This is a genomic window from Actinopolyspora sp. BKK2, from assembly GCF_011291845.1.
Taxonomy (GTDB): Bacteria; Actinomycetota; Actinomycetes; order Mycobacteriales; family Pseudonocardiaceae; genus Actinopolyspora; species Actinopolyspora saharensis.
In genome coordinates this window covers 215,887-240,353 of sequence record NZ_JAANTE010000001.1, presented here as the reverse complement: position 1 = coordinate 240,353, position 24,467 = coordinate 215,887, and the positions used below count along the sequence as shown (strand labels likewise).

The window sequence follows — 24,467 nt, the reverse complement described above, 5'->3', positions numbered from 1 at the left end:
ACTGCGCGCTGAGCCGACACTGTCGGTGGGAGCTGATTAACTAGCCGCATGTTCGAAACTCCCGACGAGCTCCACAGCCTCCAAGTCCTGCTCGACACGTCTTGGGCTGACTCCAGCAGCCATCTCAAGTCGATCATCCGGCCAGGTGAAAGCACCTTGGACGCCGAGCAGGTCGTCCGAGTCTGCCAAGGCATGTGCACCCTGGCCATTGCCACGGTCACCCGGCGCGGCGAGCCACGCATCAGTGGCGCCGACGGGCACCTCCTGCACGGTCGTTGGATCGTCGGCACCCACCGCCAGTCCGCTAAAGCCCGCCATCTCGCGGCGCGGCCCGGAATCAGCGCGACCTTCATGCGCGGCGAGCAGCTCGGCATTTTCACACATGGACACGCCGTTCCGCTGAACCCCGAGGGGTCGAGCAGCGCCCCGACTTGGCCAACCGTCCGCGAGCACCTCGTCGACCACTACGACGGCGATGGCAACGATCCGTTCTGGGACGAGAACGTCTGGTATCGCATCGACCCCAGCTGGATGGTCGCCTACAGCGCCGATCCCGTCGGGCTGCTCGACCAACAACCGTCAGTCTGAAGAGAGCTCGCGCGGGTCCACCTCAGGCCGTCACTCCGGGGGCAGTCGAGATTGACATCTTCACGTTCACCGTTTTCACGCGGCTGGGCGTCTTCGCCAGCAGTACCGACAGTCCGCCGGCGAACGGCTCGACGTAGTGGGCGTACTCGGGCAGCAGCACGGCGATCCGGGCCGCCAGGCGCGACTTTGCCGCCGCAGCAGGCAAAGCGGGAGCAGCCACCACGGCGCCCTTCGGTGGTCCTGGGGCAGAGCGGCCCGGCCGCCGGACAGCTCGGGCAGGTACGTACAGCGTGGAGCGCGACACCCCGATCAGGCGGGCGATGGACGTAACGCTGTTCTCCGGTGCCTTGGGGCCACCTCTCCCCTCCTCGGGCCGTCAACGGTGAGTCAACCACACCGGCACCGTCGTCGAGGGGCGACGCGGAGCGGGACACGCCCCCCCACGCGGCTTGCTGCGCGCGGGCCTGGTTTCCGCCGTCGTTCACTGCCCTTTGCCCGGTTTGCTCGGCGAGGCCGACCAGGGGTCTTCCGGCCAGGGGTGTTTCAGGTACTGCCCGCGGAGTTCGGCGCGGACCTGGTGGTAGCCGTTGTTCCAGAAGGAGGTCAGGTCCCCGGTGACGGCTGCGGGGCGTCCGCCCGGGTCGAGCAGGCGCATCAGCACCGACACCCGCCCGTCGGCGATGGTGGGCACGCCGGTCCAGCCGAAGACTTCCTGCAGCCGCACCGGCAGGGCGGGGTGTTCGCTGTCGTAGTCGATGCGCACCCGGGATCCGGAGGGCACTTCGATGCGTTCCGGGGCGAGTTCGTCCAGCCGTCCGGCCTCGGGCCACGGCAGCAGGCGGTGCAGTGCCTGCCCGGCGTCGATGCGTTCCAGGTCGGCGCGGGTGCGCGCGTTCGACAGCTCGGGTTCCAGCCACGTCTCCGCCGCGGCCAGCAGGTCCTCGTCGGTGGTGCTCGGCCACGGTGGGCCGAACACGTCGCGCAGGAACGCGAGGCGTTGCCTCAGCTGCCTGCCTGCGGTGTCCCAGTGCAGCAGGTCCAGTCCCTCGCTGCGCAGCCCGTCGAGCAGCGCGTCCCGCACCGCCCCGGCCGGGGGGTCGTCGAGTTTCCGCTCGGACAGGGTGATCGCGCCCAGTTTGCGGGCGGTGCGTGCGCGGACGTCCCCGTCGTGCCAGGCGATGTCCTGGTGGGTCGACAGCATCCCGGGGGCGGCTTGTTCGGCGAGTCGCTGGTCGGCTCGTGCGGCCAGCCGGACGAACCCGTGCACGCGGCTGGGGTCGCGCTCGGCGACGGCGATGGCCAGCCACTCCGAGCCGGCCAGTCCTTCGGAGGTGGGCATGCCCGCGGGGTCCTCGCGGACTTCGGAGCGGGGCAGTTCCACCGCGGTTCCTCCGGCCATCAGGTACACCCGGGAGCGCGGAGCGCGGCGGCGGGCCAGCCGTTCGGGGTGTGCCAGCGCCACCACCAGCGCGTCGTCGTCGGGGTCGGTGGGGGTGCTGGTGGCGGGCACCATCTTTTCCATGCGCCGGGCCTCGCGTCGCCAGCGTTGGGAACCGTTTGCCCCGTCGCGGAGTTTGCGCAGGGCCGTGGCCAGTTCGGTGTCCTGGGCGAGGGTGTCGTCGTCCAGCAGCGCGACGACCTCGGCGGCGGTGCGGCGTCCGGTTTGGGCGCTGCCGTCCAGCAGGGCGCGGGCCAGCCGCGGGTGCAGTCCGAGTTCGGACATGCGGCGGCCGCGTTCGGTGATCTCGCCGTTGCCGTCCAGGGCGCCCAGTGCGGTCAGCACTTCGTGCCCGGCGACCAGGGGGCCTTCCGGTGGGGTGTCCCACCAGCGCAGCGCGCTGCCGTCCGGGGTGCCCCAGCAGGCCAGTTCCAGGGCGAGCCGGGTGAGGTCGGCGGTGCGGATCTCCGGTTCCGGGTAGCGCACGAGGCTGCTGTGTTCGTGGGCGGGCCAGCAGCGGTAGGCGTGTCCGGGGGCTTCGCGTCCGGCGCGTCCGGCGCGTTGTTCGGCCACGGCCTGCGAGGTTCGCATGGTGACCAGTCCGGACAGGCCTCTCCGGTGGTCGACTCGGGAGACGCGGGACAGACCGGAGTCCACCACCGCGCGCACTCCGGGGACGGTGAGGCTGGATTCGGCCACGGCGGTGGCCAGCACGACTCGTCGTCGTGCGCGTGGTTGCAGCGCGGCGTCCTGCTCGTGGGTAGGCAGTCGTCCGTGCAGGGGGAGCACGTCCACGTCGGTTTCGTCGGAGAGTTTCTCGCGGGTGCGTGCGATCTCGCCTGCGCCGGGCAGGAAGGCGAGCACGTCGCCGGGTTGTTCGTCGAGTGCGGTGCGCACGGCGCGGGCCACGGTGGCTTCGACCGGTTCTTTGCGCAGTGGGGCTACGTGGTGCGTTTCGACGGGGTGGGAGCGTCCGTGCGCGTGCACGACCGGGGCGGGGTGTTGTTCGCCGAGCAGCTCGGCCAGCTGGTCGCTGGCGACCGTGGCCGAGGCGGCCAGCACGCGCAGGTCGGGGCGCAGCCCGTCGCGCGCGTCCAGCAGCAGGGCCAGCAGCAGGTCCGCGTCCAGGTGGCGTTCGTGGCACTCGTCGAGGATGACGGCGTCCACCCCGGCCAGTTCGGGGTCGGACTGCAGGCGGCGCACCAGCAGGCCCGAGGTGACGACTTCGACCTGGGTGTCCGGTGAGCAGCGGCGTTCGCCGCGCACGGCGTAGCCGACGTGGTCGCCGACCTTCTCGCCGAGCAGCTCGGCCATGCGGGTGGCCGCGGCTCTGGTGGCGAGCCTGCGTGGTTCGGCCACCACCACCCGCAGTCCTCGTGCGGCCAGCGCCAGCGGCACCAGGGTGGTCTTGCCGGTGCCTGGTGGGGCCACGAGCACGGCGGTTCCGTCGCTGTCCAGTGTCTCGCCGATCTCGTCGAGAACGGCACGGACCGGCAGGTCGGGGAACTCGGGCGGCGTGAGCGTCATCGGTGAAACGGTATCGTCGCTCTTTTCGGGGGGGCGGGCGGCCGTGACGAGGTGGCCGGTTCGGTTCCGGAAGCAGGACGAGCTCCGGTCCTCGTGGGGGGACATCCGTGTCTCGCTCGGACGGGTTGTGGTGATCGCTACGGTGGGTGGTGAACGTACGACGTTGTGGGGAGCGTGTCGTGTCGCAGCCTTCCTGGGTTCCTCCCGGAGTCGATGTGGACGTGCCCTCGGCGGCACGGTTGTACGACTACTACCTCGGTGGGAACTACAATTTTGCCGCGGACCGGCAGCTGGCCCGGCGCATCTACGAGGTGTTTCCGCAGATGCCGCATCTGGCGCGGGTCAACCGCGCGTTCCTGCGCCGCAGTGTGCGCTACCTGGCCTCCTGCGGGATACGCCAGTTCGTCGATCTCGGCTGCGGGCTGCCCACGGCGGGGCCGGTGCACGAGGTGGCCCGGGACGTCGAGCCGGACAGCCGGGTGGTCTACGTCGACAACGAGCCCGTGGCGGTGGCGCACAGCCAGCTGCTGCTGCGGCACACCGAACACACCGCCGTGCTGCAGGCCGATCTCACCGATCCCGCGGCGGTGCTGGACTCGCCGGTCACGCGCGAGCTGCTCGATCTGGAGCAGCCGGTGGCGGTGCTGATGGTCGCGGTGCTGCACTTCGTCAGCGATCGGCAGGATCCGGCCGGGATTCTGCAGGGCTACCGGCGTCGCCTCACCAGCGGTGGGTATCTGGTGCTGTCCCACGTGTCCGGAGACACCCTGCCCGATGTCGAGCAGGCCGCCGAGCTCTACCGCAACAGTCAGAACCCGGCGTATCTGCGCACCCGCGGCGAGATCGCCGGCATGCTGTCCGGTTTCGAGCTGGTCGAGCCCGGGCTGGTGTTCGTGCCCGAGTGGCGTCCCGAGGTTCCCGAGGAGGCCGAGGACGCCGCCTCCTGCTCCTTCTACGGCGCCGTCGGGCGACCGCTCCCCTCGGCCCAGTTCTCCGGTTGCTACGGCCAGCCGCAAAGTAGTTCAGCCGGAGGTGCCAGCTGAGTGGCTGCCGCGTTGCAGGCTGCGGTAGACGGTGGGTCTCGACACGGAGAACAGCTCGGTGAGGTCGGCGATCGAGTAGTCGCCAGTGGCGTGCATTCGGCGTAGTTCGGTTTGCTGCTTCGGTGAGAGCTTGGGTTGCTTGCCGCGAAGCTTGCCCTTTGCCCTGGCCACGGCCATGCCTTCGCGGGTGCGCATCCGCAGCAGGTCCACTTCGAACTCGGCGAAGGTAGCCAGGATGTTGAAGAACATCTTGCCCATCGGGTCGGTGGGGTCATAGACCTGCCCGCCGAGGGAGAGCTTGATGCCGCGGCCGGCCAGATTGTCACCGATGGCGCGAGCATCGGGCACGGATCGGGCAAGCCGGTCGAGCTTGGGCACCACAAGCGTGTCGTCTGCGCGCACGGCCGCCAGCGCCTGGTCCAGGCCGGGCCGGGCACGACGGGTTCCGGTGAGTCCGTGGTCGAGATAGATCCGATCTTCGGTTACGCCGAGCTCGCCGAGGCGCTGACACTGCGCGGTGAGGTCTTGTTCGTCGGTGGAGCAACGGGCGTAGCCGATCAAGGTTCCGGACACGAGCAGGAGTATAACGCTTAGCCCCCGCTCTGTGAGATTTTCACCGTACTAGGCAACTGAGACGAGCCTGGTCAGCATCGTCCCTGCTCGTGCGCGGGCAGTCACTTCGGCGACGTTCCGTCTCGATTGTCTCAGTGAGGGTTGGTTTGCGGAGATGGTGCGGGGCTCGAACTACGTGGGTCGTTGGATAGGGCTGTGGTGGGTAGCCGTGGGGCGTCACCGAAGGTGGGGAGTGCTGCGATGACGATGCCGGAAGATGCGAGGAACGGTTCGATCGAGACGGTGACTGTGGGGGTGGTGGCTGATCCGGTGGCCGCGCCTGCGCAGATTGCTGAGCAGCTCGCCCATGATTTGCCGAGACTGCTGTCCGAGCAGCTGGAGGATAACTGCGTGTGGCGCGTGGATGTGCACCGCGAGCAGTTGCCGCCCAGTGACGACCGCCATACCGAGATGATGGACGTCGCCGGCAAGCGGATGCGGCAGTATGGGTGGGATCTTGCTGCGTGCATCACGGATCTCCCGCTGCGTAGCGGCCGGCAGCCCATCGTGGCCGATATGAGCAACGAGCGCAGGGTCCTGGTGGTGTCGCTACCGGCATTCGGAGGCATGGCGTTGCGCCGCCGGGTGCGAGGTGTGGTGACCCAACTCGTCGCCGACATGCGCAGCCGGGGTACTCCCTCGGAGAGGACCGAGGAGCACCGGCGTCGCCGACTGCCCTGGCTGGCCAACCGCTTCCAGCGGGTCACCCCGGAGCAACGCGACGTCGACGTGCGCGTGCTGGCCTCGCGAGGCGTGGTGCGGTTGTTGATCGGCATGGTTCGGGACAATCGTCCGTGGCGGCTGGTGTTCGGGTTGACCGGGCCGCTGGTGGGGGCGTTCGCGTTCAGCGCGTTCTACTTGATCAGTACGTCGGTCTGGCGACTGGCCAGCACGATGGGGCCACTGCGCCTGTTGGCCACGGTGCTCGGGTCGGTGGTTGTCATGGTCGTTTGGCTCATCGCCTACCACCGGCTGTGGGAGCAGACCAGGGGACGGCCCGTACCCGAACGCGAGCAGGCGGTGTTGTTCAACGTTTCCACGGTGCTGACCCTGGCCATCGGAGTGGGGTGCATGTACGGGGCACTCTACGTCGTCAACCTGATCGCGGCCGGTGTTGTCCTCACTCCTGAGGTGTTCGGCCAGTACGTCGGGCCCGGTCTCGGATTCGGTGACTATGCCGTCGTCATGCTGCTGGTTACCGCGGCGGCCACTGTTGCCGGTGCCGTCGGCTCCGGCTTCGAAAGTGAAAACTCGATCCGCGAAGCCGCCTTCAGCTACCGCGAACGCGAACGCCGCCAGGCCCTGCACAACACACAGACCCGACGTGAACGGCAAGAAGGCCGTGGCGGTTCCGCGGAAACATAACTGGTTACTCCACCGATGGTTCCCTCCAGCAGCAAGCATCCGCTCACCGGGGGTGGGAGGACGTAGTTACTCGCCGAAACTCGGGCGGATATGCCTGCGGGGAAATTCCTGCCTTACTGGTTCGCAAGGGGATCCCTGCCGTACACGAGTCAGGTGATGAGGTCGAAGGTGCAGCGGGCTCCGCTGGCCGCGGCGAGCTTGCCGTCTCCGGTGATCAACGGGCCGTCGAGGCGTTCGGCCAGCGCGACGTACGCGGCGTCGTACGGGGTGATGTTGTCTTGGAGCTCCCAGATGCGCTGCAGCAGCGGAGCCAGCGGCATGCGTCGAATGGGGAACTCCGCCAGATGCCGCAGGGCGGCGGGTACTGCGGCGTGCAGCACTGTGCTGCGACGGGCCATGCCCCGCAACGCGGAAACGACCTCAGCATCCACGTGGGCAGGGGCGAACAGGGCGTCGCCGGCGGCCAAGCGTGCCGCGACCGCATCACGGCGAGGATCGTCGGCGGCGTAGAAGGCGGTCAGGACGGAAGCGTCGATCACGGCCAGGCTCACGACGCTTCTCGCACCTCCCGCACCGCGGCGGTCGCGTCGTCGACGGTGAGGCCGCTGCCCTGGGGTGGTCGATAGGAGGCCACATAGTCCTCCAGCCGGGCCACCTGGGCAACTTCGGTGAGCCGGTCGACGACAAACGCCGACAGCGACTGCCGGTTCGCCTCGGCCGCCTCAGTGAGCGCGGCGTACACCTCGTCGGGCACATCTCGCAGATTCATCCGCTTCATGGTGCCATTGTGGCACCAACCCTGGTCCCGAGGCAACGTTCGCAAGACGTTCGATCATCGGACACCATCACCCCGAGTCGCCCGTTCGGTGATCAGCTCGGTGGTTTCTCGGCGATTACGTCCACCGGTTCGATGGTGGGCTGGGCGAACAGGGTGCCGGTGTTGTCGGCGAGGGCTTGGGCGACCTGGCCCGAGAGGTGGGCCTGGCGGCCGGAGTCGTCGGGAAAGGCGTCGTAGATCCCGAACGACGAGGGCCCGAAGCGGATGGCGAACCACCGCACCGTGCCCGGCTCCTGCTCCACGATGCCGAGCCCCTGCTGCAGGAAGTCTTCGACCTCTTTCTCGTGGCCCGGTAGCGCCTCGATCCGGACGAGGAGCCCGACGGTCACCGGTTCAGCCATGCTCTGGCCTCCTACTCAAACGGGTGCTGTTTAGAGCCGCGCGAGGGACAAGTCAGGCGGCCTGGCCGGGGTTGAGCACGACCTTGGTCCAGCCGTCCTCGCGGGCGTCGAAGTGCTTGTAGGCGTCCGGCGCTTTCTCCAACGGCAGGTTGTGGGACACGATCCACGAGGGCTCGACCTTGTTCTCGGTGATGAGGTTGCGCAGGTGGCGGTTGTAGCGCTTGATCGGGGCCTGCCCGCAGCCCATCTGCTGGCCCTTGAACCAGAAGTTGCCGAAGTCGAAGCGGACCTTGCCCTGCTGGGACAGCTCATCCGGGCCGCCCGGGTCCTGGGGAATGAACACCCCGACGGTGCCGATGCCGCCGGTGAACCGCACGGAGGAGACCAGCTTGTTCAGGGTCGCCGCGTTGTCCTCGTTGCCTTGGGGGTCGTGGGCCTGGTAGCCGACGCATTCGGCGCCGCGGTCGGCGCCGACACCCTTGGTGTGCTCGGTGACCTGCTCGACCGGGTCGCCCTTGGAGTCGTCGATGGCGATCGCCCCGATCTGCTCGGCCAGGCGCAGCCGGTCGGGGTGGCGGTCGACGACCATCACCTTCGCCGCGCCCTTGACGTTCGCGGAGAGTGCGGCCATCAGCCCGACCGGGCCGCCGCCGTAGATCACGATGGTCTCGCCGGGCTTGAGGCCCGACATCTCCACCGCGTGCCAGCCGGTGGGGAAGATGTCGGAGAGCATCACGTAGTCGTTCTGCTTCTCGGCCGCGTCCTCGGGCAGGCGCAGACACTGAAAGTCGCCCCACGGGATGCGCAGGTACTCGGCCTGGCCACCGGCCCAGCCGCCCATGTCGGCGAACCCGTACGCCCCGCCGGCCATGCCCGCCACGTTGGCGGCCAGGCAGTAGTTGGTCAGACCGTGCTCACAGTTCTGACAGTGCCCGCAGGAGACGTTGAACGGCGCCGAGACCATGTCCCCGACCGCGACCTTGTCGACCCCGTCACCGACCTCGACGACCTCGCCGACGTTCTCGTGGCCGAAGATGCGGCCCTGCTCGAAGTCGGTACGCCCTTCGTACATGTGCAGGTCCGACCCGCAGATGTTCGTCGCCGTGATCCGCACCAGGACGTCGTTGGGCCGCTCGATACGCGCGTCGGGAACGTCGGAGACGGAGACGTCGTGGGGTCCGTTATAGACCAGTGCCTTCATGTTCTTCTCCTCTGGCGGATGGGTTCGATTCAGGCCTGGGTGGGGGCCCGGTGGCGGCCTTCGGCGAACTCCTCAACGATCTTGGAGCAAAACGCGGGCAGATCGTTGGGGTCACGGCTGGTGACCAGGCCCTGGTCGGTGACGACTTCCTGGTCGACGACGGTCCCGCCGGCGTTGCGGATGTCGGTGCGAATACTGGGAAACGACGTCAGGGTCCGACCACGGACCACGTCGGCTTCGACCAGCGTCCACGGCCCGTGACACAGCGAGCCGACCGGCTTACCGGACCGGACGAAGTCCCGTACGAAACCCACCGCGTCCGGGTTGACCCGCAGCCCGTCCGGGTTGACTGTGCCGCCCGGCAGGATCAGCGCGTCGAAGTCGTCGCCGGAAACGTCGGAGACCAACCGGTCGACGGTGAAGGTATCGCCCTTGTCGATGTCAGCGTTCATCGACTGGATCTCTCCGGTGTGGATCGACAGCAGCGTCACCTGCGCCCCGGCCTGCTCCACCGCCTCGCGGGGCTGGGTCAGTTCGACCTGCTCGACACCGTCAGTGGCCAAGATCGCGACCCGTCGGCCGCGCAGCTCTTCTGCCATGGGAATCGCGCCTCCTCATAGTGTGGGATAACCACAGAGTTGCCCGGTCAGGCCGGGTCGAAACCACCCGCCGAGGGCGGTTAGCGCGGATCGACGGGCCGTGCAGGCGTGGCCGCGTGCCCACGGTGTTCACCCCATCGAGCATGAGCCCAAGGCGGGTGGGGTCAAGGGCTGTGCGGCCGGACGAGGGGGACTCTGACCGCTGTCGGTGAGCCGGGCCGACGCTGCGTCTCGGGCGATCACCGCCACACGGTCGCGCCGCGAGTGCCGTAAGCCGATCCCCAGCTGAGACGGCTACGCGCTCGGTTCAGCTGGTAACCGCGGTCAGGTCGAGCTGAGTGTCCATGTTGAGTCGGAATCGCCCGTAGGGGTTGATGTTGGACCAAAACAGTGGGCTGAGCGCCCGGTGGTCGTGCTCGCCCAGCAGTTCGGCCCAACCGGGAGTATCGAGGACGTTCTGCAGCAGCAACGTGTTGACGTGCACCAACGCGGACTGCAGCAGGTGCAGAGCCAGCATGGAGACTTCGGCTGACTCGCGATCGGGGCCGGTCAGATCGCCGTCCTTGCCGTAGAAGATGACGCCATTGCCGGAGTTCCAGTTCTCCACGACCTGCAGCCCGCCATGGATCTCACGCCGGAGGTCGGGGTTGGCGAGGTAGTCGCAGGCGAAGATGGTGCGCACAGCCCGGCCCAACTCTTCCAGGGCTTGGTAGGTGGGGTGTTTCGGTCCGCCGCGGGTGAACCGGCGCAGGATCGACTCCGACTCGGCGGTACCCAGCCGCAGGGCGGTGGCGTATTTGACCATCTGGTCGTACTGCTGGGCGATGAGATCCCACTTGATCGGCCTGGTGGTCACCGCGCCAAGGTTGGCCCAGGCGCCGCCGTCGTCGGGCCGGTACAGCCGGATCGAGCCGATGTTCTTCAACCGGGGCAGCAGCCGGAAGCCGAGCAGTTCGGTGAAGGCGAACCCGACCACGCTGGCACCGTGAGTATCGACGTAGTTCGCTTCTATCTCAGCGTCGGTGCAGTGCCGCAACAGCCCTTCGATCATCGCCGCCACCTCGGACGACGAGCACGACTTGAGCTGGGAGTAGATGCAGGTGTGCTTGCGCTCGACGTGCCAGTAGATCATCACACCCGGGCCGCCGTAGCGCTGGTGCCACTCGGTCATCAGGTTCGACTGCCACGAACCGAACTTCTTGGAATCGCTGGCACAGGCGGTGCCCTGACCCCACCACTGCGGATCACGCGCGGCGAACGTCGCGTTGACCAGCGTGCCCAGGGCCGCGCGGAGGTTGTCACGCGTGATGAACTGCTGGCGGACGTAGCGCAGTGCGGCCTCGGTCTCGCCGTGCTCACCCGTGGCGACCAGCTGTCGAATGCCGATATTGGTGCCCAACGCGAACAGCACCAGCAGCAGCCGACGGCGCAACGTGGCGCGGTCGAGGATCTCGCGGGAGGCCACCGAGGTGAACTCGCTGGTGAACTCGGTCAGGAAGTCGGCGTCTTTGAGCACGTCGAGCAGATCCAGGGTGCCCCACCGGCGGGTGACCTCGTCCTTGAGTGCGCCCAGCATGCGTGGTTCGGGCAGCGAATCCAGCGGCGGCACGGTGATCCACGGCTCGCCCCGGCGCCGGGTGATCCGTACCCCGCCCGCGGTGCCCTCGGCCAGTGCCGTGTCGAAGCCGTCCAGCGCGGTAGTCATGCGTTGCTTCAGGTCGGCGATGAATTCCGAGGCGTCCAAGGGCTGGCGCAGCTCGGCGTAGTGCACATCCCGGCTGGTTTCGAAATCCGCAGGTAGATCATCTTCGGGGTTGCGCCAGCGTGTCGCGCCGGCCACGTAGACCTCGCGGCGCCGCAACGCGTCCCGCAGCGAGACCAAAACACACAGCTCATACGGAATCCGCTCGATGCGGCCGCGATCGTCGACAACCGCGTCGCGCCACGCCTTGGGCACCACGCCCTCGACCGGGACGACCTCCTCATCACCGTAGAAACGGGCCTTGCCATCTACCTCGCGGTAGCGGTCCAGTAACTGCAGGGCCTGCATGATCGGGCGGTAGGCGGTGTTGTTGCAGCGAAACTCCAGCGCGGCCAGCAGCGACGGCAGCATGCGACGGTAGTGGTTCGAATACGAGCCGCGCAGCACGGTGCGCACGCGGGCTTGGAACGCGCGTTCGTTGGCCTTGGCCTCTTTGACCAGATCCCGCAGGGTGTTCTCGCCGACCACCGGGTACAGCGCGGTGCGGACCTGTTCGTCCGGATGCTCCAGAGCGGCATCGGCCAGCCGAAACAGCAAACCCTCCTTGCCCCGTACGCGCCGCAGGTCGTCGGTGAGCTCCCGTTCCACCCGCCGCTCGGCCCGCGCATTGACCTTGTGCACCAGGGCGATCAACAGATCCACCAACGCGTCAGTGATCTCGGTTTGGCGCATCCAGCACAACGCGGCCAACAGCGTCAAACGCACTTCGGGCGGACTATCCCGCAGGTCCGACGGCCACGAGCGGGCGGCGCGGGCTCGCCAGGCGGCGAGTAGCTTCTCGGACGCGTCGTCGAAGAGCCCAGCAGGCAAACCGAGATCGCGCACCGCGGTCAGTTTGTCAATCTCGCGCAGCAACGTGTCCAGGCTGACCGGACCCGGGTCGGCCTTCAACTCAGCCAGCAACCCGCCGCGAGTTCCGTCCGCCTCGGCCACCAGATCCTGCAGTCGTGCGGCCGCCGGCCCCAGACGATCGACCGTGCACTGGCAAAACACGGCCTCGAACTGCCGCACCGCGCTGGCCACCACCCGCTCGACCTGCCCCGCGCTCGGCGGCTCGACCTGCTCGGCCCGGCACCGGGTCAGCACCGCTGAAGCCAGCCGCTGCCGATCCATCTCCACCCCGACCAGCTCCTCGGCCAACCAGGCTGACCAGCGCTGCTCATCGGCCTCGGTCGCCGGGCGGAAACCCCACGCCGTGCGGATCTGGCGGCGGTGATACTCCATCGTGCGGGAGGTAAACGAGTACTTGGCGAACTCGGAGGGAACGACCTGCACCTGCGTGGCAACGTAATCCACCGCCTGCTGCGGGATCTCCTCCGGATATGCCGGAAACCGCGCCTCGATCTCGAAGAACTTCAACACCAGCGCGAATCCGAGCCGGGTGGCGCCGGTCTTGTTGCCCACCAACCGCCAGTCCTCACCGACCAGCGTCCACGACCCGATCAGCTCCTCAGACTCCCAGCTCTGCCGCACGCGTGAAGGCTATCGCCACAGCAAGAGACGACGATCACATGGCCGCCTACTTTGCGGCTGGCCGTAGCAACCGGAGAACTGGGCCCCCTCGTGAGGTGAGCCAGGCCCTGACATCGGCCGGTGATGCGGCGCGGTCGGCGTGGCGAAGTGAGCACTCCGCTGCGTCCGGCTCGCCGGAGTGGGTCGGCAAGTTCCTCCGGAGGCGCTCTTTCGCCCCCGCGTTGATCCGGTGGGGCGTTGATCCGGTGGGCTGCGGACGTGAAAGAGGCGCCGCCCGGGGCGGGCGGCGCCTCCTCGTCTCGTAACCCCAGCGGTATGACCTGTCACCGAAGGTGACTACCAGGGACCGACCTGGGATCTTCGTCTACTACAGTACCCGCTCGTGAGCCCCGTCCACAACCCGCACGCCACCGAGTCGCCGGACAGCGCCCTGCTGTCGCTGTTCGGAGTCCCCCGGATGCAGGGCTACCTGGACGCCTGCGGTGGTGATCCGGCCGCCGCGCTCGACCTGTACCGGTGGAACGCGCGGATCAGCGGGGCGTTCTGGGAGACCCTGGGGCATCTGGAGGTGGTGCTGCGCAACGTGCTGGCCGGTCGGCTCGCCGCGCGCCACGCCGCGGCCGGGCGGGTGGGCTCCTGGCTGGACGACACCGCCGGCGAGCTCGACAAGCGCGCCCGTCGGGACATCGCCACGGCCCGGCAGCGGGTGCGGGCCAAGGGCAAGGTCGCCGACGAGGGGCAGACGCTGACCGAGCTGGGGTTCGGTTTCTGGCGGTTCCTGCTGGCCAAGCGTTACGCCACGACCCTGTGGCCCGACCTCGCCGGCGGCTTCCCCGCCGCTCCCGACCGGGCGCGCACCACCGTCGAGCAGCCGGTCACGCGGCTGCACGAGTTCCGGAACCGGCTGGCCCACCACGAGAGGGTCTGGAACCAGCCGCTCAAAGCTCGCCATCACGATGTGCTCACCCTGCTGGGCTACATCGACGAGGACCTCGTCGACTGGGTCACCGCAGGCTGTCGGATCTCGACCGTGCTGGCCGACTGCCCGATCGAGCGCCCGCACCCGTAGCCGGAAGCAGCCGCAGCCGTCTCGGCGGCGGTTGTCTGCCTCGCGTGGTGACCACGGTTACGGTTGTCAGGGCGTGGTGGTGTCGTGATCGGTGATTCGGCGGTACTGCTGCTTCTTGCCCCGGTCGCGGACGGCGATGCCCTCGTCCTGGAGCTGGGTGTGGACCCGCTCGGTCTCCGCGCGGTTGTCGGACCGCAAGGCCTCCTGCCGTGTCCGCAGGAGGGCGTGGATTCCCTCGTCGAGGTCGGGATCGCCGTCCCTCCAGCTCCGGTAGTGCTCCTCGTGCGGGTCGCGGGTTCCCCACCACGGATAGTCGTGGTGTCGGAACGCCTCCGTGAGCTGCGTTTTCGACAGGTCGGTCGCGGAGGAGCGGAATATCTCGCGTCCGGCGGGGGTGAGCACGACGAGTTCCTCGGGGTCGGTGAACACGGTCCCGATCCTCGAACGCGGGATGTAGCGCTCGGTGTCGCGCTGGGCGGCGATGACGCCGTCGGGACGTACGGTCACCGCGAGACTGTCCCGCTCGGCCTCGTGCGACAGCCAGCAGCCCGCTCCGATACCGATCACGACCAGGACCGGGATCGCCCAGGACGTGGGGATTCCGGCGGCGAGCCGCAACGGGCCGGGTGCGGAGTCCAGCGTCTCGATCATCCACCGCGTCAGCGGTTTGACCACGAGCGCCAGCCCGAATCCGAGGAGAGGGCAGCCGAGCCAGAACAACCACAGGTAGCCACGGGGCATGCGCACGTGCTCGGGGTGTCCGCTCATCGGCTCGCCTCCGCATTCGGGTCGTCCTCGGTCGTTGTTGCCGGGGCGGCGTCGATGCCCAGGAACCGGGTGACGATCAGACGCAGCATCGGCAGCGGATCGGCGGCGGAGCTGTCCCCGCCGTGGAGGTAGGTCGCGTCGATGATCGTCTGGATCCAGCCTGCGGCCTGTTCCGCGTTGAGGTCGGGGTCGGCGCGTTGCTCGGTGGCTGCCTGCCGCAGCAGCGCCGCCAGTCCGTCCCGCACGATCGCGTCGTTGGTCGCGACGACTTCCCCGAGCTGCGGGTCGTTGCCGACCTGGCGCAGCAGCTCGACCAGCAGCCCGGGGGCCCGCTCGTCACGCGCAGGGGTGGCGAGCGCGCTCACGACGGCGAGCAGCGACGCGACCGGGTCCTCGGTTTCGGCGTGCTCGTCGAGCAGTGCTCGGGAGGTAGCGATGTCCTGCTCGAAGATCGCACGGAAGATCGCGGGCTTGTCCGGGAAGTAGTAGAACAGACTTCCCGTGCTGATGCCCGCTTCCCTGGCGATTGCCGCCGTGGTGGTCTTCGCGAAACCGTTCCGGGCGAACAGGTTCGCGGCCGCCGTGGTGACGGCTTCGCGACGTTGCTGGTGTTGTTGCTGATTGACGGTGCGCGCCACGACCAAATCTTAAACCGACCAGTCGAACTATTAAAGAGCTTGGTGGTCGACCGCCCCGTGCAGCGTGCGGCTGGTTGCTCTCGTGTTGCGTCAACGAAGTTCTTCCCAGGCCCGACTCGACTGCCGCGGCCGCGTCCCAGGGATCTCGGTGAAGCGAACTGGCCCACTACCCCGTCGCTGATCCGGGTGATTGCGGAGGGGGACAGCGCTCTGTTTGAGGGGAAGCTCCGTCGCGAAGGTGCGTGCGGGGAGGAAATGCGGTGGTGCTCCGGGCAGTCCGAGGGGACGCCGTTGCTCACTTGGAGTCGTCGACGACCATTCGCCGCGTCATGCCCATCCTCCAGTCGAACACAGCGCAGCGGGCCAGGAGTTCTACGGCCTGCTGGGCTTCGAGCAGGTCATGGACCTCGGTTGGATCTTCGCTCTTGCCTGACCGTCCACTCCTGCGGCCCAGTCCGACTTCATGGCCAGCGACAAGACCGCTTCCCTCACGCCGGACATGAGCGTGGAGGTCGATGACGTGGGGCGCGACCTGCGCGGTCGTCGCGTGGTGCACGGCAAACGAGGACCTCGCGCTCGAGCGTCGGTGCTTCTCGCGTGCTAGCGGGTGGGAGCTGTGGCGGCCAGCGAGTACATCAGCGGCAGCCGGGACGAGCGGTCGGGATAGCGGAAGTGGGCACCGTCGACGGTCAGCGCGGCGTAGCGCTGGAACGGGATGGTGTCGTGTTCGTGGACGAACTCGATCCGCAGTCCGACCGCGGCTATGGCGCTGAGGACGTCACCGAGGGTGTGGTGCCACTCGGTGGCGGTGTTGTGCGTGGTCTGGGCCTCCCAGTCGGCGTACGAGCCGGGGGCGTCGTAGGTGCGCGCCCCGCGGGTGAAGTAGTCGCGGGCCACGGTGGCACCGTGCTCGTCGTCGAGGACCTCGGTCAGCGGGTGGAACTCGGCCAGGTAGAGCCGTCCTCCCGGGCGCAGCAGCCCCGCCACGGTGCGCGCCCAGCGGTCGATGTCGGGCAGCCACATCAGCGCCCCGCTTCCGGTGTAGACCACGTCGAAGGCGCCGGCCCCGAGCTGCTCGACCGCCTCGTAGACCTCGGCCGCGACGAAGCGGGACCGCTGGGAGAGGCCGGTGTCGGCGGCGAGGTCGATTGCCGTGCGGATGGCCGGTTCCGAGAAGTCCAGCCCCGCCACGCGTGCTCCGTGACGGGCCCAGCCCAGCGTGTCCAGACCGATGTGGCACTGCAGGTGTGCCAGGTCGAGGTCGGTGACGTCGCCGAGCTCGGCGAGCTGGAAACGGTCGAGAACCTCGTCGCCGGCGCGGAACCCGTCGAGGTCGTAGAACGAGCTCGCGGTGTGGAGCGGGACTCGCTCGTCCCAGTGTCGTCGGTTGTCCTCGACCGATTCGGCGTCGCTGTCAGCGTGGTTCACGTGGTGATCATAGAGGCGTTCCGCCGCGCGCGGGCAACTCGTTTTTCCCGCGGTGCCGGCACAACATCCCCGGGGCACGTCCGACAGGGAGCGATGTGCGGCCCCGAGTGGACGGTCCCGTCGGGTACAACGGGTGGTGTGCCCGGAGACAGGCGAACCGGGCCGGTGGTTGAGCGCCGTCCGGAGGCGGCCCGATCCGTTCGGAAACGGTTCCTCCCGTGATCGACGAGATGATCAACCCGCAGGGCATCGACCCGGTCTCGCTGGTCGTGCTCACCAGCGCCCTGCTCGGGCTGGCGAGTCTGCTCACCGCGGTCGCCGTGGGCGGCCTTCGCGGTCGACTTCGATCCCGTCACGCGTGCGGGGTGCGCACGAGAGCCACCCTGGCGGACTCCGCGGTGTGGTACCGCGTTCACCGGCTGGCGGCCGCCTGGTTCGGGCTCGCCGGGGTGCTGCTGTTCGCGGCCGTGCCGCCGTTCCTGCTGCTGCCCGGTTGGCGCGCTCGCGCCGTGACGGTGTCGGTGGCGCTCGCGGTGGCTTTGTCCCTGGTGATCGTCGGGAGCGTGCGCAGCCAGCGCCGCGCCCTGCGCGAGCTGCACACCGACTGATCCCTGCTTGGTTGCCGATTTTTCTCTCGCTGAATGAGAACGGCGTGGTGCTGCGGACGGCAGCGCACGCATGCTCGGTGCCCGTGTCGGGCGACTGTGGCCGGGGCGCGGCGGGGGCTCCGCCGGAGCTCACGGCGGGCAGCGCCCGCCTGCGCGATGAACCGAGGAAAGGGGATGCGGCGATGAGCCCACGTGTGGCGAGTGATCTGCTGTTGGTCGGGAGTTTGCCTGCCGGGTCGACCGAGCAGGCGTTCCGATCCGGTGCGCACTGGTTCGGCGATCTGGTCGCCGCGCTTCCGGACGGGGAGACCGGGCCGCGCGCCCCTTGGGTGGGCTACGAGCGCGAGCGGTTGGTGCGTCCCAACTCCGATGTGGTCGTGGTGGAGGACACGGACTCCCCGACCGGGGTTCCGCGGCACGTCCACGACACGCCCGTGTTCTCCGTGCGGGAGGGCGTCGAGCGGGTGCGCTGGGACAGCTGGCCGCGCATCGACGACGCGATCGCCTCCTACGAGGTGTTTCGCGAGCTGCGCGAGCAGGGCACGATCCCGGCGCATCTGCGGTTCCAGGTGGGGTTGCCACTCCCGGCGAGTGCCATGAACGCGTTCAAGGCGGACTTCGGGCGGGACTACCCCAGGGCCGCGCGCGGGTTCGAGGACCTCGTCGCCGGCGAGCTCGAACGATTGACCGAGGCCATACCGCCTGCCGATCTGGCCGTCCAGTGGGACACCGCCTACGACACGCAGGACATCGAGGGGGTGCTGCCCTGGACCTCCGGGGACGCCTGGGAGCGGTTCGCGGGACCGGTGTCCCGGCTGACGCGGCTCCTGCCGGAGGAAGTGCTGGTGGGCTATCACCTGTGCTACGGCACGTTCCCGGAGTGGCCCATGTACGAGCCGCAGGACATGAGCACGGTGGTGCGCATGGCCAACCACGCCGTGGCCGAGTCCGGACGGCGGATCGACTGGCTGCACATGGCGGGGCCGCGCTCGCTGCGCAGTGAGGACGAGCGTTTCTTCCGGCCGCTGTCCGACCTCGACGTCGGTGACACGCGGGTCTTTCTGGGCCTGGTGCAGCCCCTCGACGGGATTCCGGGGCTGCGCCGTCGCGTGCGCACCGCCTCGAAGTACCTCGACGAGTTCGGGCTGTCGATGTACTGCGGGTTCGGCAGGCAGCCGGGCGAGGACGGTGCGGAGACGATGCGGCAGCACCGGGAGATGGTCACCGCGTTCGCCGGTGACCCGGCCGCGCTCTCCTGAAGGGGTCCCGCCCCTGATCGCGTTGCCGGGTGGTTCGTGCTCGTGTCCCACCCGGCAGCGGGTCCCCTCGCGTGAAGCGCCCCTCGTCGCGGGATCGCGGACCGTTCCCGCACGTTCGGGTCCTCACGACCGGGCCGGCAGCACGCACAGCTCGTTGCCCGACGGGTCGGTGTAAACCCGCCACGGCAGCTCGCCCCAGTCGGGGTGCAGCTCGCGGCCGCCGCGTTCGACGATGCCTGTCGCTACCGCGTCGGGATCGTCTCCGGACTCCAGGCGGATGTCGAGGTGCATCCGGTTCTTGCTCGCGCCGGTGGAGGCCGCTGCGGGGTGCAGTTCGAGGAGGGGACCTCGCCGCGAGGGGTGCTGCAACGTGCGGGGCGCGTGTCCGGGCACCTCGGTCCAGCCGGACAGCCAGGACCAGAACTGCCCGTCCCGGGCCGGGTCGGCGGAGTCCAGTGACAGCGCCGCGATCGGTCCGGTGTCGACGTGCGCTGCCCGCTCCTCCAGCACGCAGCAGGGGTTGCCCTCCGGGTCGGCGAGCACCACCCGGGCACCCTCGCCCTGGTCGACGTCCAGCTGCTGCGCACCCAGCTCGAGCAGCCGCTCGACCTCCTCGGCCTGGTCGGCTCCGCCGCGCAGCTCGAAGTGAAGCCGCGGCGGTTCGGAGGCCGCAGCGGAAGCCACCCCCGGAAAGCACAGGTCCAGCACCGGGCCGCCCTCGACGGCCAGCCGGGTCTCGACGATGTCCGGCTCGTCGGTGAGCCGCTGCCCGCCGACCACCGCCTCCCAGAACCGTCCCAGCCGCTGCGGATCGACCGTGTCGACGATCACGTTCTCCAGATACATGAGCGCAGCATAGCCGCCGCACACACCGAAGTCGATCATTCGTTTCCGCCTTGCGGGGCGATTCCCGCAGCGTGTTCCGGAGAGGCGCTGTCCTGCCCGCCGTGAGCAGCCTGCGCCGGGGCGCCGGTCAGCGGCCACGCCCGGCGCGGCCCGTTCCGGTTGCCCGGGACGTGTTGACGGGCAGGCAGCTCGTATTCCAGGCTTTCGCCGCTCGGTGGATCAACAGAAGATCCGCCGAGTTCCGGCACGTCCACATCGGAAGGCGCAGGTGAACGACACCGATCGGCAGATCTGCACGGGTCCCTGGGACGGTCCGGGCTCGGAACCCGGTGCCGTGGCTCCCCCGATCTATCAGACGAGCCTCTTCGCCAAGCCCTCCTTCGCGGAGTTCGTGCGGCAGCAGGCCGCCGAGCACGAGAACTTCGTCTACAGTCGCGGCAGCAATCCGACGGTGGCGTTCCTGGAGGAGCGTCTCGCGCTGCTCGAGCGGGGCGAGACCGCGAAGTGCTTCGCCTCCGGCATGGGCGCGATCGGCGCCGTGCTGGCCGGGCTGCTCCGCAGCGGCGAGCACGTGTTGTTCGTCAACACCATCTACGGGCCCACGCTCGAGCTGGCGGACCACCTCGAGCGGTTCGGGATCGAGCACACGGTCCTGGCCGATCCGGCCGGCGACGTCGCCGAGCACATCCGGGCGAACACGGCCCTGATCTACGTCGAGAGCCCGGGCACCATGCTGATGAAGGTCGTCGACCTTCCCGGGCTGGCCGCGCTCGCGCGCGAGCGCGGCATCCGCACGGTCATGGACAACACCTGGTCCACTCCCCTGTTCCAGAAGCCGCTCGCGGCGGGCGTGGATCTGGTGGTGCACTCGCTGACCAAGTACATCGGTGGGCACAGCGACGTCCTCGGCGGCGCGGTGATCGGTTCCCGGAACACGGTTGACGAGCTCTTCCACCGGGGCCACCAGCTGTTCGGTGCGGTCATGTCCGCCCTGGAGGCCTCCCTGGTGCTGCGTGGGCTGCGGACGCTGCCGGTGCGGATGGAGCAGCACCAGCACAACGCGCTCCGCGTCATCGACTACCTGCGCGCGCGCTCGGAGGTGCTCGCGGTGCACCATCCCCACGCCGAGCACGACCCGGACGAGGAGCTGATCACCACCCAGTTCAGCGGGTTCTCCGGCCTGGTCAGCTTCGAGCTGCGGCAGGGCACCTTCGAACGGGTGTCCCGCTTCGTCGACGCGCTGACCCTCTTCCGGATCGGACCGAGCTGGGGCGGCTACGAGAGCCTGGTGACCTCGCCGGTGCGCCCCGACGACGAGTCCGGGCCGGTGTCGCGGCCCGGGCTGATCCGGCTGTCCGTGGGGCTCGAAGGGGCCCGGAGCCAGCTCGAGGACCTCGACCGGGGCTTCGCCGCACTCGCCGGCTGACCCCTCCCCCCGCCCACGGCGACTCACGTCTGCGAGGCAACGATGAACTCTCGACCGGACACGGGGGCGTCGGACCAGGAGGGCAGCATCACGTCCGCCCGGCCGCGGGTCGTCGTCGCGCTCGTTCCGGTGGTGATCACCCTGGTGATCCTCGTCGGCGGCATCGGGGTGCTGGAGTACCCCGCGGAGCTGATGCTGGTGTTCGCGGCCGTGGTGTTCACGGTCTTCGCCGCCTGCCACGGCATCGGGCTGGACCGGGTCCTGGCCGACATGGGCGCAAAGATCAAGCGCGCCCTTCCTGGCATCCTCATCCTGCTGAGCATCGGGATGCTGATCGGCACCTGGATGGCGGCGGGCACCATCCCGCTGATGATCGACTACGGTCTCGAGCTCATCGACCCGTCGTACCTGTACGTGCTGTCCTTCCTCGTCACCGCCATCGTGGCCACGTTCACCGGCACCTCCTGGGGCGCGGCAGGCACCATCGGAGTCGCGCTGCTCGGCGTGGCCACCACGATGGACATCTCCCCGGCGATCACCGCGGGCGCCGTGGTGTCCGGCGCCTACTTCGGGGACAAGCTCTCGCCGCTGTCCGACACCACGAACATGAGCTCGCTGGCGGCCGGTGCCAACCTCTACGAGCACATCCGCCACATGCTCTACACGGCCGTGCCCTCCTCGGTCGTCGCGACCGTGGTCTTCCTGCTCGCCGGCCTCCCGATCGACGCCGGATCGGTCGACCTGCAGGTCATCGACAGCACCGCAGCCGAGGTGCGGGGACTCTTCACGCTCAGTCCCGTGCTGCTGTTGCCGCCTGCGGTGGTCCTGGCGGGCTCGATCATGCGCAAGCCGCCGCTGGTCGTGCTCTTCGTCTCCGCGATGACCGCGATCGTGCTGGCCGTGCTCGTCCAGGGATTCAGCCCCGCGGAGGCCTTCGCGGCAGCCGTGTCCGGCTTCACCACGGACATGCTGCCCGGCGACGTTTCGAACACCCTCGCCGAACTGCTCGACCGCGGGGGGCTGCAGGCGATGTACAGCTCGGCGTTCTTCGTCTTCTGCGCGTTCTTCTTCGCCGCGGCGCTGGAGAACTCCGGGGTGCTGCGGCTGCTGCTGAGCAGGCTCATCGACAGGCTGCGCTCGACCGGCGGTCTGGTGACGACCACGCTGCTGTCCGGCTTCGCCGTCATCAACGGCACCTCGAACGCCCTGGTCACCTACTTCCTCATCAACGACCTCTACGGCACGGCCTTCGCGCGGCGGAACCTGCATCCGGTCAACCTCTCGCGGAGCATGGAGGACTCGGTCACCATCACCGAGGTCCTCATGCCCTGGACCGTCTCCGGCGTCTTCTTCGCCTCGACGCTGGGGGTGGCCAACTTCGACTTCCTGCCGTGGGCCGTGTTCTGCTGGAGCGGCATCGTCTTCTCCGCCCTGCTCGCCTTCCTCTCCCCCGTCACCCGCGGCTTCGGCATTCGGCTCCGGGAGCCGGACACCGGAGCGGAACCGGCGAGGAGCTGACCGGCGGGCGGAGTCGGCCGCCGGTCGCCCCCGCGAATTCCCGCTGCCCCGGAGCAGATCTCCTGCCCGGTCCGGTGTGGTGCTCGGGTTCGTCGGAGTTCCTTCTCGCTCAGTGGTGTGAGATCTCGCCGTCCGGAGTGGACTGTTCCCAGTTGGCGAGCAGCTGCAAGGCTGCCTCGGACGGGCTTCCCGGTGGGGTGCTGTAGACGAACAGCGTCTGGTCCGGGGCGTCGCCGGGGGTCAGCGCCTGGTAGGTGACGGTGAGGTCGCCGACCAGAGGACCGACGGAGCACGCAGACAGCCGCGGGAACCGGTGTCGGTGGCGGGCGGGGGCAACACCTCGCCCCGTCATCCTGTTCGGTCACGTATCGGGTGTCCGGTTTGGCCGGCGGGGACGCGGGCGAGGACCGTTGGCCGACGGCGGGCCCGTCCCCGTTCCGCGCGGCTCGTCAGGCCTGCACCGTGGGGCGGGCAACGATCTCGCTGACGTCGATGCCGTCGGGCTGCTCGATCGCGTAACCGATGGCCGAGGCGATGGCCGAGGGCGGCATGGCGATCTCGTCGCGCTTCCGGGCCAGCGCCGCCGCCGCGGGCTCCGGCGCTCCCTTGCCCACGCCCTCCGTGTCGGTGAAACCCGGTGAGACAAGAGTGACGCGCAAGTCGGGACCGGATTCCTGGCGCAGCCCTTCGGTCAGCACCTTCACCGCTGTCTTGGTGGCCGCGTAGACGGTTTGGGGGGACTTCACGACATAGGCCGCCGTGGAAGCGATGTTGACGAACTGCCCGGAGCGCTGCTGTCGGAAAACGGGCAGCGCCGCCCCGATGCCGTTCAACAGACCCGTGATGTGGGTGGAGACCATGCTGTCCCAGTCGTCCTGGCGCAGCTCGTCGAACGAGGAGACCGCCATGGTTCCGGCGTTGGAGACCAGGACGTCGAGTCGGCCGAAGCGGTCGAGTGCCGTCTCGGTCAGCTGCTTGAGGTCGTCGCGGCGCGTGACGTCGACGACGACTCCGACGGCCAAACCTCCCTGTGCGGTGATCCGCTCCACCACCGCGTTCAACCGGTCTTGCCGGCGGGCTCCGAGTACCAGGCAGGCTCCTCGCTCGGCGAGATAGGTTGCCGCGGCCTCTCCGATGCCGCTGCTGGCGCCCGTGAGCGCGATGACCTTGCCCCTGATCCCTGACATGATCAGACCTTTCGTGGGGCGTGCGCAGGTAAGTACTTGTTACCTACAGTGCAAGTGGAGGCGCCTTCAGTTGAATGAGCATAAGTGGAGGAGCCCCCACTTGGCAAGTTGAAGAGTCTGAGCAGGGATGGCACAGGTTTATGGACCAGCACCCCCAGCGCCCGCTGCGGGCTGACGCGCGGCGTAACCGGGAAAAGATCCTCGCGGCTGCGGTACGTGTATTCGCAGCGGAGGGGGTCGAGGCCCACTTGGAGCGCATCGCCAAAGAGGCCGGGGTAGGCAGCGCCACGCTGTACCGCAACTTCCCCACCCGCGAAGCGCTGGTCGAGGCCGTCTACCGCAACGAGGTGGCCCAGCTGTGCGACGCGGCCCCGAACCTGCTGGCAACGAAGCCACCCTTCGAGGCCCTGCGTTCCTGGACCCGCCTTTTCCTGGACTACGTGACCACCAAGTACGGCATGATCGACGCCCTGCGCGCCATCGCCGCACGGGGGAACAATCCGTACGGTCACAGCCGGGAAATGATCCAGGACGCCCTGAGCACCCTCATGGAGGCGTGCGCGACCGCCGGGACGATCCGCACCGACATCACTCCCGCCGACATGGTCGCCGCTCTCGAAGGCATCGCCCTCACCTCGGCGAGCCCCGAACAACGGCAACAAGCGGAACGCCTGCTCGATCTCACCCTGGACGGCCTGCAACCACGTCCATGAGCACGCGTTTCAGCCTCGTCACTTCAGGTGCTCGCGCATTCTCCGGTTGCCGGGGATGTGCGCTACTCCTGCCGGGAGACCTTTCAGTCAGCTCAGCTGGTCCACGACGGGACGAGCTGGAAGCCGTCCCACGAATAACCACGAATAGCAGCGCCACACCCGCCCGTCAGTGTCGGACGCTGTCCGCGGCGGAATCCTGCGCACCCCCATCGCGGCACGC

23 protein-coding genes and 2 pseudogenes are annotated in these 24,467 nt (G+C 68.7%); 10 read left to right on the top strand and 15 right to left on the bottom strand.

Annotated features, from left to right (window positions below):
* The first annotated feature begins 48 nt into the window (after positions 1 to 48).
* Positions 49 to 588 carry a pyridoxamine 5'-phosphate oxidase family protein gene (locus G9Q41_RS01140; RefSeq protein ID WP_165631561.1) on the top strand — a complete coding sequence of 180 codons (540 nt, stop codon included), beginning with the start codon at positions 49 to 51 and terminating at the stop codon, positions 586 to 588.
* Between the two features lie 22 nt (positions 589 to 610).
* Here G9Q41_RS01140 and G9Q41_RS01135 read toward each other — a convergent pair whose 3' ends face one another.
* Together G9Q41_RS01135 and hrpB are read right to left on the bottom strand one after the other, a co-directional pair.
* A complete protein-coding gene (locus G9Q41_RS01135) occupies positions 611 to 808 on the bottom strand; it encodes a DNA adenine methylase (RefSeq protein WP_207630415.1) in 198 nt (65 codons plus the stop codon).
* 261 nt (positions 809 to 1,069) lie between these two features.
* Positions 1,070 to 3,553: an ATP-dependent helicase HrpB gene (gene hrpB, locus G9Q41_RS01130; RefSeq protein ID WP_165631562.1), complete on the bottom strand. Its 2,484-nt coding sequence runs from the start codon at positions 3,551 to 3,553 to the stop codon at positions 1,070 to 1,072.
* A 179-nt stretch (positions 3,554 to 3,732) separates the two neighbouring features.
* Between hrpB and G9Q41_RS01125 the strand changes: the two genes are divergently transcribed.
* A complete protein-coding gene (locus G9Q41_RS01125; RefSeq protein WP_347567442.1) occupies positions 3,733 to 4,596 on the top strand; it encodes an SAM-dependent methyltransferase in 864 nt (287 codons plus the stop codon).
* Here G9Q41_RS01125 and G9Q41_RS01120 read toward each other — a convergent pair.
* On the bottom strand, positions 4,576 to 5,169 hold the full coding sequence (locus tag G9Q41_RS01120; protein ID WP_165631563.1) for a recombinase family protein: 594 nt from the start codon (positions 5,167 to 5,169) through the stop codon (positions 4,576 to 4,578). The genes G9Q41_RS01125 and G9Q41_RS01120 overlap by 21 nt on opposite strands.
* A gap of 240 nt (positions 5,170 to 5,409) precedes the next feature.
* On the opposite strand from G9Q41_RS01120, the gene G9Q41_RS01115 reads away from it, so the two are divergent.
* Positions 5,410 to 6,573, top strand: coding sequence for a hypothetical protein (locus G9Q41_RS01115; RefSeq protein WP_207630416.1), 1,164 nt, complete (start codon positions 5,410 to 5,412; stop codon positions 6,571 to 6,573).
* Positions 6,574 to 6,722: 149 nt separating this feature from the next.
* On the opposite strand, the gene G9Q41_RS01110 is transcribed toward G9Q41_RS01115, so the two are convergent.
* The 6 genes from G9Q41_RS01110 to G9Q41_RS01085 all read right to left on the bottom strand — a co-directional run bounded on the left by G9Q41_RS01110 (position 6,723) and on the right by G9Q41_RS01085 (position 12,787).
* The gene (locus G9Q41_RS01110; protein ID WP_347567443.1) at positions 6,723 to 7,124 is read right to left on the bottom strand and encodes a type II toxin-antitoxin system VapC family toxin; all 402 of its coding nucleotides are present in this window, start codon (positions 7,122 to 7,124) and stop codon (positions 6,723 to 6,725) included.
* Positions 7,121 to 7,351, bottom strand: a complete 231-nt coding sequence (locus G9Q41_RS01105) for a DUF1778 domain-containing protein (RefSeq protein WP_165631564.1) — start codon at positions 7,349 to 7,351, stop codon at positions 7,121 to 7,123. The genes G9Q41_RS01110 and G9Q41_RS01105 overlap by 4 nt, the downstream gene beginning before the upstream one ends.
* A 92-nt stretch (positions 7,352 to 7,443) precedes the next feature.
* Positions 7,444 to 7,752, bottom strand: coding sequence for an antibiotic biosynthesis monooxygenase (locus tag G9Q41_RS01100; RefSeq protein WP_165631565.1), 309 nt, complete (start codon positions 7,750 to 7,752; stop codon positions 7,444 to 7,446).
* A 52-nt stretch (positions 7,753 to 7,804) separates the two neighbouring features.
* Positions 7,805 to 8,953: a glutathione-independent formaldehyde dehydrogenase gene (locus tag G9Q41_RS01095; RefSeq protein WP_165631566.1), complete on the bottom strand. Its 1,149-nt coding sequence runs from the start codon at positions 8,951 to 8,953 to the stop codon at positions 7,805 to 7,807.
* A gap of 29 nt (positions 8,954 to 8,982) precedes the next feature.
* On the bottom strand, positions 8,983 to 9,552 hold the full coding sequence (locus tag G9Q41_RS01090) for a type 1 glutamine amidotransferase domain-containing protein (RefSeq protein ID WP_207630417.1): 570 nt from the start codon (positions 9,550 to 9,552) through the stop codon (positions 8,983 to 8,985).
* A 307-nt stretch (positions 9,553 to 9,859) separates the two neighbouring features.
* Positions 9,860 to 12,787 (bottom strand): Tn3 family transposase, encoded by a 2,928-nt coding sequence (locus G9Q41_RS01085; RefSeq protein ID WP_165631567.1) that lies wholly within the window; start codon positions 12,785 to 12,787, stop codon positions 9,860 to 9,862.
* Positions 12,788 to 13,169: 382 nt separating this feature from the next.
* On the opposite strand from G9Q41_RS01085, the gene G9Q41_RS01080 reads away from it, so the two are divergent.
* Positions 13,170 to 13,856 carry a hypothetical protein gene (locus G9Q41_RS01080; protein WP_165631568.1) on the top strand — a complete coding sequence of 229 codons (687 nt, stop codon included), beginning with the start codon at positions 13,170 to 13,172 and terminating at the stop codon, positions 13,854 to 13,856.
* 66 nt (positions 13,857 to 13,922) lie between these two features.
* On the opposite strand, the gene G9Q41_RS01075 is transcribed toward G9Q41_RS01080, so the two are convergent.
* Positions 13,923 to 14,624, bottom strand: a complete 702-nt coding sequence (locus G9Q41_RS01075) for a hypothetical protein (protein WP_165631569.1) — start codon at positions 14,622 to 14,624, stop codon at positions 13,923 to 13,925.
* Positions 14,621 to 15,262, bottom strand: coding sequence for a TetR/AcrR family transcriptional regulator (locus G9Q41_RS01070; protein WP_347567444.1), 642 nt, complete (start codon positions 15,260 to 15,262; stop codon positions 14,621 to 14,623). The genes G9Q41_RS01075 and G9Q41_RS01070 overlap by 4 nt, the downstream gene beginning before the upstream one ends.
* Positions 15,263 to 15,591: 329 nt before the next feature.
* Between G9Q41_RS01070 and G9Q41_RS22520 the strand changes: the two are divergent.
* A pseudogene (locus G9Q41_RS22520) lies at positions 15,592 to 15,785 on the top strand (glyoxalase); the annotation flags it as partial.
* A gap of 77 nt (positions 15,786 to 15,862) precedes the next feature.
* Here G9Q41_RS22520 and G9Q41_RS01060 read toward each other — a convergent pair.
* Positions 15,863 to 16,690, bottom strand: a complete 828-nt coding sequence (locus tag G9Q41_RS01060) for a methyltransferase (protein ID WP_092521618.1) — start codon at positions 16,688 to 16,690, stop codon at positions 15,863 to 15,865.
* Positions 16,691 to 16,908: 218 nt separating this feature from the next.
* Here G9Q41_RS01060 and G9Q41_RS01055 point away from each other — a divergent pair, with 218 nt between their 5' ends.
* Entirely contained in the window at positions 16,909 to 17,298 is a 390-nt protein-coding gene (locus tag G9Q41_RS01055) for an SdpI family protein (protein WP_165631571.1), read from the top strand.
* A gap of 182 nt (positions 17,299 to 17,480) precedes the next feature.
* Positions 17,481 to 18,557 carry a hypothetical protein gene (locus G9Q41_RS01050; RefSeq protein WP_207630418.1) on the top strand — a complete coding sequence of 359 codons (1,077 nt, stop codon included), beginning with the start codon at positions 17,481 to 17,483 and terminating at the stop codon, positions 18,555 to 18,557.
* 123 nt (positions 18,558 to 18,680) lie between these two features.
* Here the strand turns inward: G9Q41_RS01050 and G9Q41_RS01045 are convergent, their stop codons facing one another.
* The gene (locus tag G9Q41_RS01045; protein WP_165631726.1) at positions 18,681 to 19,403 is read right to left on the bottom strand and encodes a VOC family protein; all 723 of its coding nucleotides are present in this window, start codon (positions 19,401 to 19,403) and stop codon (positions 18,681 to 18,683) included.
* Positions 19,404 to 19,671: 268 nt separating this feature from the next.
* On the opposite strand from G9Q41_RS01045, the gene G9Q41_RS01040 reads away from it, so the two are divergent.
* Both G9Q41_RS01040 and nhaC read left to right on the top strand, forming a co-directional pair.
* Positions 19,672 to 20,829, top strand: a complete 1,158-nt coding sequence (locus G9Q41_RS01040; protein WP_092521621.1) for an aminotransferase class I/II-fold pyridoxal phosphate-dependent enzyme — start codon at positions 19,672 to 19,674, stop codon at positions 20,827 to 20,829.
* Positions 20,830 to 20,871: 42 nt separating this feature from the next.
* Positions 20,872 to 22,347 (top strand): Na+/H+ antiporter NhaC, encoded by a 1,476-nt coding sequence (nhaC, locus tag G9Q41_RS01035; RefSeq protein WP_165631572.1) that lies wholly within the window; start codon positions 20,872 to 20,874, stop codon positions 22,345 to 22,347.
* Between the two features lie 109 nt (positions 22,348 to 22,456).
* Here the strand turns inward: nhaC and G9Q41_RS01030 are convergent.
* Positions 22,457 to 22,627 (bottom strand): annotated as a pseudogene (locus G9Q41_RS01030) (transcriptional regulator); the annotation flags it as partial.
* Positions 22,628 to 22,796: 169 nt separating this feature from the next.
* Positions 22,797 to 23,534, bottom strand: coding sequence for an SDR family oxidoreductase (locus G9Q41_RS01025; protein WP_092521624.1), 738 nt, complete (start codon positions 23,532 to 23,534; stop codon positions 22,797 to 22,799).
* Positions 23,535 to 23,674: 140 nt separating this feature from the next.
* On the opposite strand from G9Q41_RS01025, the gene G9Q41_RS01020 reads away from it, so the two are divergent.
* On the top strand, positions 23,675 to 24,247 hold the full coding sequence (locus tag G9Q41_RS01020; RefSeq protein ID WP_165631573.1) for a TetR/AcrR family transcriptional regulator: 573 nt from the start codon (positions 23,675 to 23,677) through the stop codon (positions 24,245 to 24,247).
* Positions 24,248 to 24,467: the final 220 nt, after the last annotated feature.

Excerpts from the sequence above, each read along its gene's own strand:
- G9Q41_RS01090 (WP_207630417.1), bottom strand. The coding sequence starts at position 9,552 with ATGGCAGAAGAGCTGCGCGGCCGACGGGTCGCGATCTTGGCCACTGAC.
- G9Q41_RS01075 (WP_165631569.1), bottom strand. The coding sequence starts at position 14,624 with ATGAGCGGACACCCCGAGCACGTGCGCATGCCCCGTGGCTACCTGTGG.
- hrpB (WP_165631562.1), bottom strand. The coding sequence starts at position 3,553 with ATGACGCTCACGCCGCCCGAGTTCCCCGACCTGCCGGTCCGTGCCGTT.
- G9Q41_RS01140 (WP_165631561.1), top strand. The coding sequence starts at position 49 with ATGTTCGAAACTCCCGACGAGCTCCACAGCCTCCAAGTCCTGCTCGAC.
- nhaC (WP_165631572.1), top strand. The coding sequence starts at position 20,872 with ATGAACTCTCGACCGGACACGGGGGCGTCGGACCAGGAGGGCAGCATC.
- G9Q41_RS01020 (WP_165631573.1), top strand. The coding sequence starts at position 23,675 with ATGGACCAGCACCCCCAGCGCCCGCTGCGGGCTGACGCGCGGCGTAAC.
- G9Q41_RS01050 (WP_207630418.1), top strand. The coding sequence starts at position 17,481 with ATGAGCCCACGTGTGGCGAGTGATCTGCTGTTGGTCGGGAGTTTGCCT.
- G9Q41_RS01115 (WP_207630416.1), top strand. The coding sequence starts at position 5,410 with ATGACGATGCCGGAAGATGCGAGGAACGGTTCGATCGAGACGGTGACT.
- G9Q41_RS01045 (WP_165631726.1), bottom strand. The coding sequence starts at position 19,403 with ATGTATCTGGAGAACGTGATCGTCGACACGGTCGATCCGCAGCGGCTG.
- G9Q41_RS01100 (WP_165631565.1), bottom strand. The coding sequence starts at position 7,752 with ATGGCTGAACCGGTGACCGTCGGGCTCCTCGTCCGGATCGAGGCGCTA.
- G9Q41_RS01025 (WP_092521624.1), bottom strand. The coding sequence starts at position 23,534 with ATGTCAGGGATCAGGGGCAAGGTCATCGCGCTCACGGGCGCCAGCAGC.
- G9Q41_RS01095 (WP_165631566.1), bottom strand. The coding sequence starts at position 8,953 with ATGAAGGCACTGGTCTATAACGGACCCCACGACGTCTCCGTCTCCGAC.
- G9Q41_RS01105 (WP_165631564.1), bottom strand. The coding sequence starts at position 7,351 with ATGAAGCGGATGAATCTGCGAGATGTGCCCGACGAGGTGTACGCCGCG.